The organism is Streptomyces sp. SBT349 (assembly GCF_001083795.1).
GTDB lineage: Bacteria > Actinomycetota > Actinomycetes > Streptomycetales > Streptomycetaceae > Streptomyces.
The window spans coordinates 1-8260 of the sequence record NZ_LAVK01000329.1; the positions used below are offsets into that span (position 1 = coordinate 1).

6 protein-coding genes are annotated in these 8260 nt (G+C 73.7%); 3 read left to right on the plus strand and 3 right to left on the minus strand.

The features are described from left to right. From ADY01_RS28865 to ADY01_RS28875, 3 genes are all read right to left on the minus strand, one after another. Positions 1 to 290 (minus strand): DUF742 domain-containing protein (locus ADY01_RS28865; RefSeq protein ID WP_049579361.1); only part of this gene is annotated, 290 nt, incomplete at its 3' end. Then, positions 287 to 715 carry a roadblock/LC7 domain-containing protein gene (locus tag ADY01_RS28870; protein ID WP_049579363.1) on the minus strand — a complete coding sequence of 143 codons (429 nt, stop codon included), beginning with the start codon at positions 713 to 715 and terminating at the stop codon, positions 287 to 289. The genes ADY01_RS28870 and ADY01_RS28865, both read right to left, overlap by 4 nt. Beyond that, complete coding sequence (locus tag ADY01_RS28875) at positions 712 to 2289, minus strand: ATP-binding protein (RefSeq protein WP_049579365.1); 1578 nt, start codon at positions 2287 to 2289, stop codon at positions 712 to 714. Before ADY01_RS28875 ends, ADY01_RS28870 begins: the two co-directional genes overlap by 4 nt. A gap of 195 nt (positions 2290 to 2484) precedes the next feature. Between ADY01_RS28875 and ADY01_RS28880 the strand changes: the two genes are divergently transcribed. From ADY01_RS28880 to ADY01_RS28890, 3 genes are all read left to right on the plus strand, one after another. Further along, positions 2485 to 5328, plus strand: a complete 2844-nt coding sequence (locus ADY01_RS28880; protein ID WP_049579367.1) for an FAD-binding and (Fe-S)-binding domain-containing protein — start codon at positions 2485 to 2487, stop codon at positions 5326 to 5328. A gap of 144 nt (positions 5329 to 5472) precedes the next feature. Beyond that, positions 5473 to 6732 carry a glucarate dehydratase family protein gene (locus ADY01_RS28885; RefSeq protein ID WP_049579369.1) on the plus strand — a complete coding sequence of 420 codons (1260 nt, stop codon included), beginning with the start codon at positions 5473 to 5475 and terminating at the stop codon, positions 6730 to 6732. A 33-nt stretch (positions 6733 to 6765) separates the two neighbouring features. Continuing rightward, a partial coding sequence (locus ADY01_RS28890) for a sodium:solute symporter family protein (RefSeq protein WP_049579371.1) occupies positions 6766 to 8260 on the plus strand: 1495 nt, incomplete at its 3' end.

Genomic DNA, 8260 nt, shown 5'->3' on the forward strand with positions numbered 1-8260 from the left:
GCGCCGGTGTGGGGGTGGCGGGCGGTGATCCGGCCGAGCGCGAGCAGGTCGCTGAGCAGGATCCGCACGATGGAGACCGGCAGGCCCAGCTCGGCGGCGATCTCCACGACGGCCGTGGGGTGTTCGGCCATGCGCAGGATCCTGGCGTGCTCGGACTGCATGCCGGTGGCCGGTTCGGACTCGGCCACCACGAGGGTGACCAGGTCGAACGCGTCGTTCCCGGCCCTGCTGCGGCCTCCGGTGAGGGTGTAGAGCCGGTCGGGGTCGTCGTCCCGGCCAGGGCGGCTCATCCGGGTCCGCCGCCCTCGGCGACCTGCTCGCGGGGCGGCGAACTGAGGTAGTCGCCGAGCTGCTCGACCAGCTCGGTCATGTTGTGCCCGATGAGGCCCACGTCGGCGCTGTCCTCGGCGACGATCGCCAGATGGGCGCCGTCCCCGGCCTCCACGATGAAGAGGATGCCGCCGTAGAACTCGGTCATGGACTGCCGCACCCCGCCGCTTCCGTCGCCGAACTCGATGGAGGCGCCGTGCGAGAGGCTCTGGATGCCGGCCGAGATCGCGGCGAGCTGGTCGGCCTGGTCCTCGGAGAGCTCCGGGGTCCGGCAGAGCTTGAGCCCGTCACGGGAGAGCACAAGTGCGTGCCGGGCGCCCGGGGTCCGGGCCAGAAGTCTTTCCAGCAGCCAGTTGAGCGATGCTCCGGTGGTTGCCGCGGTCATGGGGTGTCGTCCTCCGGAGAAGGTGTCGGGGCTGCGGACGCCGGGGGCGTGGTGTCGCCCTCACCTCGCATGGCGCGCCGGAACGCGCCGAAGCGGGCGGCTGACTCCGCCGGGGAGTGGGCCGCGGCCGTCGTCGGCCGGGACCGCCGTGCGGTGCTGGTGGTGCCGTTCTGGTGGGCGCTCGCCAGGGTGCGTCCCCTGCGGCGCTTGGGCAGGCCGCTGTCGCTGTACTGGACCAGGTCCTCGCCCGCGAGCACCTCCTCGCACGCCTCGCCCGCGGGCGCGTGGTCGCCGGTGGCGGGCGGCGCCTCGCCGTCCGCGGCGGGGCCGCCCGCCGCCGCGGGGGCCGCCTCGTCGGCGGGCGCGTCGTGGGTGGGCAGGTCACCGGGGTCGGGCGCGGTGGTCGCGGCCTCGGCGCGGGTGACGGGCGCGACGGGCGCGACGGCGTGCGGGGTGGGCGCGGGGGTGGCGGTGGCCTTCGGGCGGCTGACGAGCTCCTGCGGGATCATCAGCAGCGCACCGGTGCCGCCGCGGGCCGAGGGGCGGAACGAGACGGTCAGGCCGTGCTTGCGGGCCAGGCAGCCGACGACGGCGAGGCCGAGCCTGGTGCCGGAGAGGCGGGTGAGGTCGAGCGGCTCGCCCGAGACGGCCCGCTCGGCGCGGCGCAGGGCGACCTCGCTCATGACGAGGCCGCTGTCCTCGATGGTGAGGATGACGCCGGCGGGCACCTCCTCGGCGTAGACGTGGACTTCGGCCGTGGGCGGCGAGAAGTTGGCCGCGTTGTCGAGGAGTTCGGCGAGGGCGTGCATGACGCCCTCGGCCGCGTGCCCGGCGATGGAGACGGCGACGGCCGAGTGCAGCCGCACGCGCTGGTAGCCGCCGATGCGGCCCATGGCGCCGCGCAGGATCGACTCCATGACGATGGGCTTGGCCCAGCGGCGGCCCGAACGGGAGCCGGTGAGCACGGCGATGCTGTCGGCCAGCCGGCCCGCCTGCGCGGTGCGGTGGTCCAGGTGCAGCAGGTCGCCGAGGACGGCCTCGTCGGTGTGCCGGTGCTCCATGTCGCGCAGGTCGGCCAGCATGCTGGTGGCGAGCGCCTGCATGCGGCCGGCCGCGTTGGCGCTGGCGGCCATGGCGGCGGCCTTGCCCGCCTCGGCCCGGCCGATCTCGCCCGCCAGGGCGTGGAGCACGCGGCGGTGCGCGTCGTGGCGCGGGGGCGTGACCCCGGCGAGCGCGCTGTCGGCCGAGAGGCCGCCGCGCAGCCGCTCCAGGACGGCGGGCACGGTCTCCTCGGCGAAGCGCGCGGTCTCCGCCTCGCGCTCGGCGGTGGCGCGGGCGGCCTCGGCCTCGCGCTCAGCCAGGCGCAGGCGCATCGCGTCGGCGGCGCCGAGGCCGCGGACGGCGGTCACCACGGCGGCGGTCAGCAGGACCGCGGCGAGTCCGGCGCCCCAGGCGACCTCTCTTCGGAACGTTTCGGGGGAGGCGTACACCGCCCCCAGCCAGCCGAGTCCGGTGACGACCACCGATATGAGCAGGGCGAGCAACGCATGGCGCAGGGGGGGACGTTCCGTCATGAGCCGAGGAACCTCTGGTCGGGATATTGGGCCGGACCTGTCAATTGGGAAACACTAGCGGTCTCGTGAGGTTCGCGCAGCTAAAGTCTGTGATAAATACGAGGGTTGCATCTGTTCAAAAATGAACAACTGTGATCATGCGTGCCCGCGTGGACCCCGTGCCTCAAACCGCCCCCAACGGGCAGGCTGTCCGCCATGGACAACGGGAACGGTACGGAGCTGGCCGCCGCCCTGCGGGAAGCCGTGCGCGGCGAGGTCGCGTTCGACGCGGCGAGCAGGGCCCTGACCACCATGGACGCCTCGAACTACCGGCGCGTGCCCGTCGGCGTGGTCGCCCCCCGCGACGCGGACGACGTGGCCGCGGCCCTGGCCGTGTGCCGCGCCCACGCCACGCCCGTGGTGGCGCGCGGCGGCGGCACCAGTATCGCGGGCCAGGCCACGGGGACCGGCGTGGTGCTCGACTTCACCCGCCACATGAACCGCGTCTTGGACCTCGACCCGGAGGCCCGCACCGCCACGGTGCAGCCGGGCGTCGTCTGCGACACGCTGCGCGAGGCCGCGGCGCCGCACGGGCTGACGTTCGGCCCCGACCCCTCCACGCACAGCCGCTGCACGCTCGGCGGCATGATCGGCAACAACTCCTGCGGCTCCCACTCCGTCGCCTGGGGCACCACGGCCGACAACGTCCACGCCCTCGACGTCCTCACCTACCGCGGCGACCGCGCCGTCCTCACCCGCGGCGAGCGCGGCCTCGACGGTCCCGGGCCGCTGCGCGCCGCGGTCGAGGAACTGGTCGGCGGCCATCTCGCGCTGCTGCGCACCGGCTTCCCGGAGCTGCCGCGCCGTATCTCCGGCTACGCCCTGGACGAGCTGCTGCCGGAGAAGGGCCGCGACTGGGCGCGGGCGTTCACCGGCAGCGAGGGAACGCTCGGCGTGCTCACCGAGGCGACGGTGCGGCTGGTCCGGGCGCCCGCCGCCCGCGCGCTCGCCGTGCTCGGCTACCCCGACGAGTCCGCGGCGGCCGAGGCGGCGTCCGCGCTGCTCGCGCACTCCCCGCTGACCGTGGAGGGCATGGCCGCCGACCTGGTCGGCGACGCGGCGCTCACCGCCCTGCCGCGCGGCGGGGCCTGGCTCTTCGTGGAGACCGGCGGCTCGCACACCGGTGAGGCCGAGGCCAACGCCGCCGCGCTGTGCCGGGCCGCGGCGCCCGGCGGGACCACCGGGCACCTGGTGGTCACCGACCCGCTGGACCAGCGGGCGCTGTGGCGGGTCCGCGAGGACGCCTCGGGCGTGGCGACCCGGCGGCCCGACGGCGGCGAGGCGTGGCCCGGCTGGGAGGACTGCGCGGTGCCGCCCGCCCGTCTCGGCGCCTACCTGCGGGAGTTCCGCGGGCTGCTGCGAGACCACGGCCTGCGCGGCATGCCGTACGGGCACTTCGGGGACGGCTGCATTCACATCCGCATCGACTTCGACCTGCTGACGGCCGAGGGCATCGCCCGTTTCCGGGAGTTCTCCGGCGAGCTGGCCGACCTGGTGGTGGCGCACGGCGGGTCGCTCTCCGGCGAGCACGGCGACGGCCTGGCGCGCTCCGAGCTGCTGCCGCGCATGTACGGGGATGAAATGGTCGGCGTCTTCGGCCGGTTCAAGGACCTGTGGGACCCGGACGCGGGGCTCAACCCGGGCGTGCTGGCCAGGCCCGCGCCGCTGGACGCCGACCTGCGCTTCGCCGGGCTGCCCCGGCGCCCCGGACCCGTCGCGTTCGCCTACCCGGACGACGGCGGGGACTTCTCGGCCGCCGTGCGCCGGTGCGTGGGCGTCGCCAAGTGCCGCGAGACGACGGCGGGTCCGGCGCAGGTGATGTGCCCCTCCTACCGTGCCACCGGCGAGGAGAAGCACTCGACGCGGGGGCGGGCGCGGCTGCTCCACGAGATGCTGACCGGCGAGGTGATCACCGGCGGCTGGCGCTCGCCGGAGGTGCACGAGGCGCTCGACCTCTGCCTGTCCTGCAAGGGCTGCCGCGGCGACTGCCCGGTCCATGTGGACATGGCCACCTACAAGGCCGAGGTGCTGTACCAGGCGTACCGCGGGCGGTTGCGGCCCGCCTCGCACTACGCGATGGGGCGGCTGCCCCGGTGGCTGGCCCTGACGTCGGCGCTGCGCCTGGCCCCGTTCGCGAACGCCGCCGCGCGCGTCGGGCCGTTGGCCGCGGTGGCGAAACGGCTCGGCGGCATCGCGCCGGAACGCGCCATCCCGCCGCTGGCGCGGACGCCGTTCCGGCGCTGGTGGCGGCGGTCGGGGGCGGCGGTCGCGGGCATGGCCGGAACGGGGTCGCGGGGGCGCGAGGTGGTGCTCTTCCCCGACACGTTCACCGACCACCTCGCTCCCGAGGCGGGGCGCGCCGCCGTCGAGGTGCTGGCGGCGGCAGGGCTGCGGGCGACCGTGCCCGAGCGGCCGGTGTGCTGCGGGCTGACCTATGTGAGCACCGGGCAGCTCGACCAGGCGCGGGCGGTGCTGCGCCGCACCCTGGACCGGGTGCCCGGGGGGCTTCCGGTGACGGTGCTGGAGCCGCCCTGCGCCGCCGCGTTGCGCACCGACCTGCCCGAGCTGCTGCCCGACGACCCGCGCGCCGCCGAACTGGCCGGGCGGGTGCGGACGTTCGCCGAGACCCTGGACGCGTACGCGCCCGGCTGGGAGCCGCCCCGGCTCGGCCGTCCCGTCGCGGGCCAGACGCACTGCCACCAGAGCGCGGTGCTCGGCGACGCGGCGGACCGCCGGCTGCGCGAGCGCGCCGGGCTCACCGGGGGACTGACGGCGGGCTGCTGCGGCCTCGCGGGCAACTTCGGCTTCGAGCGCGGGCACTACGACGTCTCCGTCGCCTGCGCGGAGGACCAGTTGCTGCCCGCCGTGCGCGGCGCGGCCCCCGGCGCGGTGCTGCTCGCCGACGGCTACTCGTGCCGCACCCAGCTCGACCAGCTCGGCGGGCACCGGGCGCGGCACCTCGCGGAGGTGCTGGCCGAGGCCCTGCGGGAGGGCCGTTGACCGGATTTCCCCCGGCCGCTGCCCGGCCGCTCGTTCCGGTAGGGAGACGCCGTTCAGACTCTTGACGCGCCTCGGGGGCGCTCCTAAGGTTGCGACGTCTGTTCATGAGACTGTCCCCAATTCAGATATATGAATGGGCTGGATATGCGCATACGTGAGATCCACCTGACCCCCGTCGCCTTCCGGGACCCGCCGCTCCTCAACGCGATGGGCGTGCACGAGCCCTGGGCCCTGCGGACGGTGGTCGAGGTCGTCACGGACGAGGGGCTGAGCGGCCTCGGCGAGACCTATGGGGACCTCTCGCACCTCCAGCGGCTGCGGGCCGTCGCCCCCTCCCTGACCGGCCTGCGCGTCCACGCCCTCCACGAGATCCACGCGCGCGTGGCCGCCTCGATCGGCACCGACGTGGGGACCGACCAGCACGGCCTCACCGGCGCGGGCTCCAACCAGAAGACCGTGGACGCGGTCTTCTCCCCTTTCGAGGTGGCCTGCCTCGACATCCAGGGCAAGGCCGCGGGCGTCCGCGTCGCCGACCTCCTCGGCGGGCCCGTCCGCGAGGCCGTCCCCTACAGCGCCTACCTCTTCTACAAGTGGGGCGCCCACCCCGGTGAGGCCGAGGACCGCTTCGGCGCCGCGCTCGACCCCGAGGGCGTGGTCGCGCAGGCCCGGCTGTTCATCGAGGAGTACGGCTTCGGCTCCATCAAGCTGAAGGGCGGCGTGCTGCCCCCCGACGAGGAGGCCGAGGCCGTGGTGGCGCTCCGCGACGCCTTCCCCGGCCTGCCGCTGCGCATCGACCCCAACGCCGCCTGGACACCCGCCACTTCGGTCAGGATCGGCCAGGCGCTCGAAGGCGTCCTGGAATACCTGGAGGACCCGGCGCCGGAGATCGCGGGCATGGCGGAGGTCGCCGCCCAGGTGCCGATGGATCTGGCCACCAACATGTGCGTGGTCACCCACGACCACCTCCCCCCGGCCATCGAGCGCGGCGCCATCGGCGTCCTGCTCATCGACCACCACTACTGGGGCGGCCTGCTGCGCTCCAGTCAGGTCGCGGCGCTGTGCAAGACGTTCGGCCTCGGCCTGTCCATGCACTCCAACTCCCACCTCGGCATCAGCCTCGCCGCCATGACCCACCTGGCCGCCGCCACCCCCGGCCTGGACCACGCCTGCGACACGCACACCCCGTGGCAGGACGGCCAGGACGTCGTGGCCCCCGGCGCGCTCCGGTTCACCGACGGCGCCGTGCCGCTGCCCGACGGCCCCGGCCTCGGCATCGAACTGGACCGCGACGCCCTCGCGGCCATGCACGAGCAGTACCTCGCGTGCGGCATCACGCGGCGCGACGACACCGCGTACATGCGGCGCTTCGAGCCGAGCTTCGTCCCCAAGCGCGCGCACTGGTAACCCCGGCAGTCCCCACCCTCGTTAGGAGCCGCGATGTCCGCGTTGGACTGGATCGTGGTCGCTGGCTACTTCCTCGTCGTCGTAGCCATCGGCTGGTGGTCGAAGAACCGAGTGCACACGATCGCCGACTTCTTCACCGCCAGGGGCCAGATCCCCTGGTGGCTGTCCGGGATCTCGCACCACATGTCGGGGTACAGCGCGGTGATGTTCGTGGCCTTCGCCGCCGTGGCCTACAACCACGGCATCACCGTCTACTTCTGGTGGCCGCTCACCATCGGACTCGGCGTCGGCATCGGCGCGTTCATCTGGGCCGCCCGCTGGAACCGGCTGCGGGCCAAGCACGACGTCAAGTCCCCGCTCGAATACCTCGCCCGCCGCTACAACCTGCCCACCCAGCAGGTCCTCGCCTACAGCGGCGCGGCGCTGAAGGTCGTGGACATCGCCGCCAAGTGGGTGGCGATATCCGTCCTGCTCCAGGGGTTCGCGGACATCCCCCTGGAGTGGGGCATCATCTTCACCGGCATCGCCACCATGGCCTACATGGCCGTCGGCGGGCTCTGGGCCGATGTCCTCACCGACATGGGGCAGTTCGTCATCCAGGCGGTGGCCGGGATCGCGATGCTGATCGCCGTGATGGCCGAACTCGGCGCGGACTTCCCGTTCACCATGTGGGGCGACCTGCCCGACGGGCGCGGCGACCCGGTCGCCGGAACGGTCACCACCTGGCTGATCATCGCGTTCCTCTTCGTCAAGACCTTCGAGTACAACGGCGGCATGTGGAACCTGGCGCAGCGCTACATGGCCTCGCCCTCCGGCTCCGACGCCCGCCGCTCGGCGCTGCTGTCCAGCGCGCTCTGGCTGGTCTGGCCGCTGATCCTCTTCCTGCCGATGATCGCCGCCCCGCTGATCGTCCCCGGGCTGAGCAACGGCGAGGAGTCCTACATCGAGCTCTCCAAGGAGTTGCTGCCCGCCGGGCTGATCGGCCTGATGCTCGCCGGGTTCTTCTCGCACACCATGGCCATGGTCGCCTCCGACTCCAACGTCATCACCGCCGTCATCACGCGCGACATCGCCCCGGTGCTCGTGCCGAGGGTGCGGCAGCTGACGGAGGCCGCGCAGCTCACGTTCGCGCGGGTGACCACCGTGCTGTTCGTCACCCTGAGCATGACGATCGCGATCAGCACGGGAGGCGAGGGCTTCGTCCTCGATACGGTGGTGGAACTGGTCGCGGCGACCATGGGACCGATCTCGATCCCGCTGATGCTCGGGCTCCTGCCGTGGTTCCGCCGCAACGGGCCGACCGCCGCGATCACCTCCTGGGCGGGCGGGCTCGCGGTCTGGTACGTCGTCCGCTACATCGTCGAGGACGCCACCCAGGCCGCCATCGTCGGGCTGCCGCTGGCGACGTCGCTCGTCCTCTATATAGGTCTCGGCCTGGTGAAGCCGGAGAACACCCCCGAGCGCGACCGGCTCATCGACTCCCTGGAGACCGACCCCGACGAGGAGACCGCCACGTCCTCCCCCACCT

Excerpts from the sequence above, each read along its gene's own strand:
- ADY01_RS28870 (WP_049579363.1), bottom strand. The coding sequence starts at position 715 with ATGACCGCGGCAACCACCGGAGCATCGCTCAACTGGCTGCTGGAAAGA.
- ADY01_RS28875 (WP_049579365.1), bottom strand. The coding sequence starts at position 2,289 with ATGACGGAACGTCCCCCCCTGCGCCATGCGTTGCTCGCCCTGCTCATA.
- ADY01_RS28880 (WP_049579367.1), top strand. The coding sequence starts at position 2,485 with ATGGACAACGGGAACGGTACGGAGCTGGCCGCCGCCCTGCGGGAAGCC.
- ADY01_RS28885 (WP_049579369.1), top strand. The coding sequence starts at position 5,473 with ATGCGCATACGTGAGATCCACCTGACCCCCGTCGCCTTCCGGGACCCG.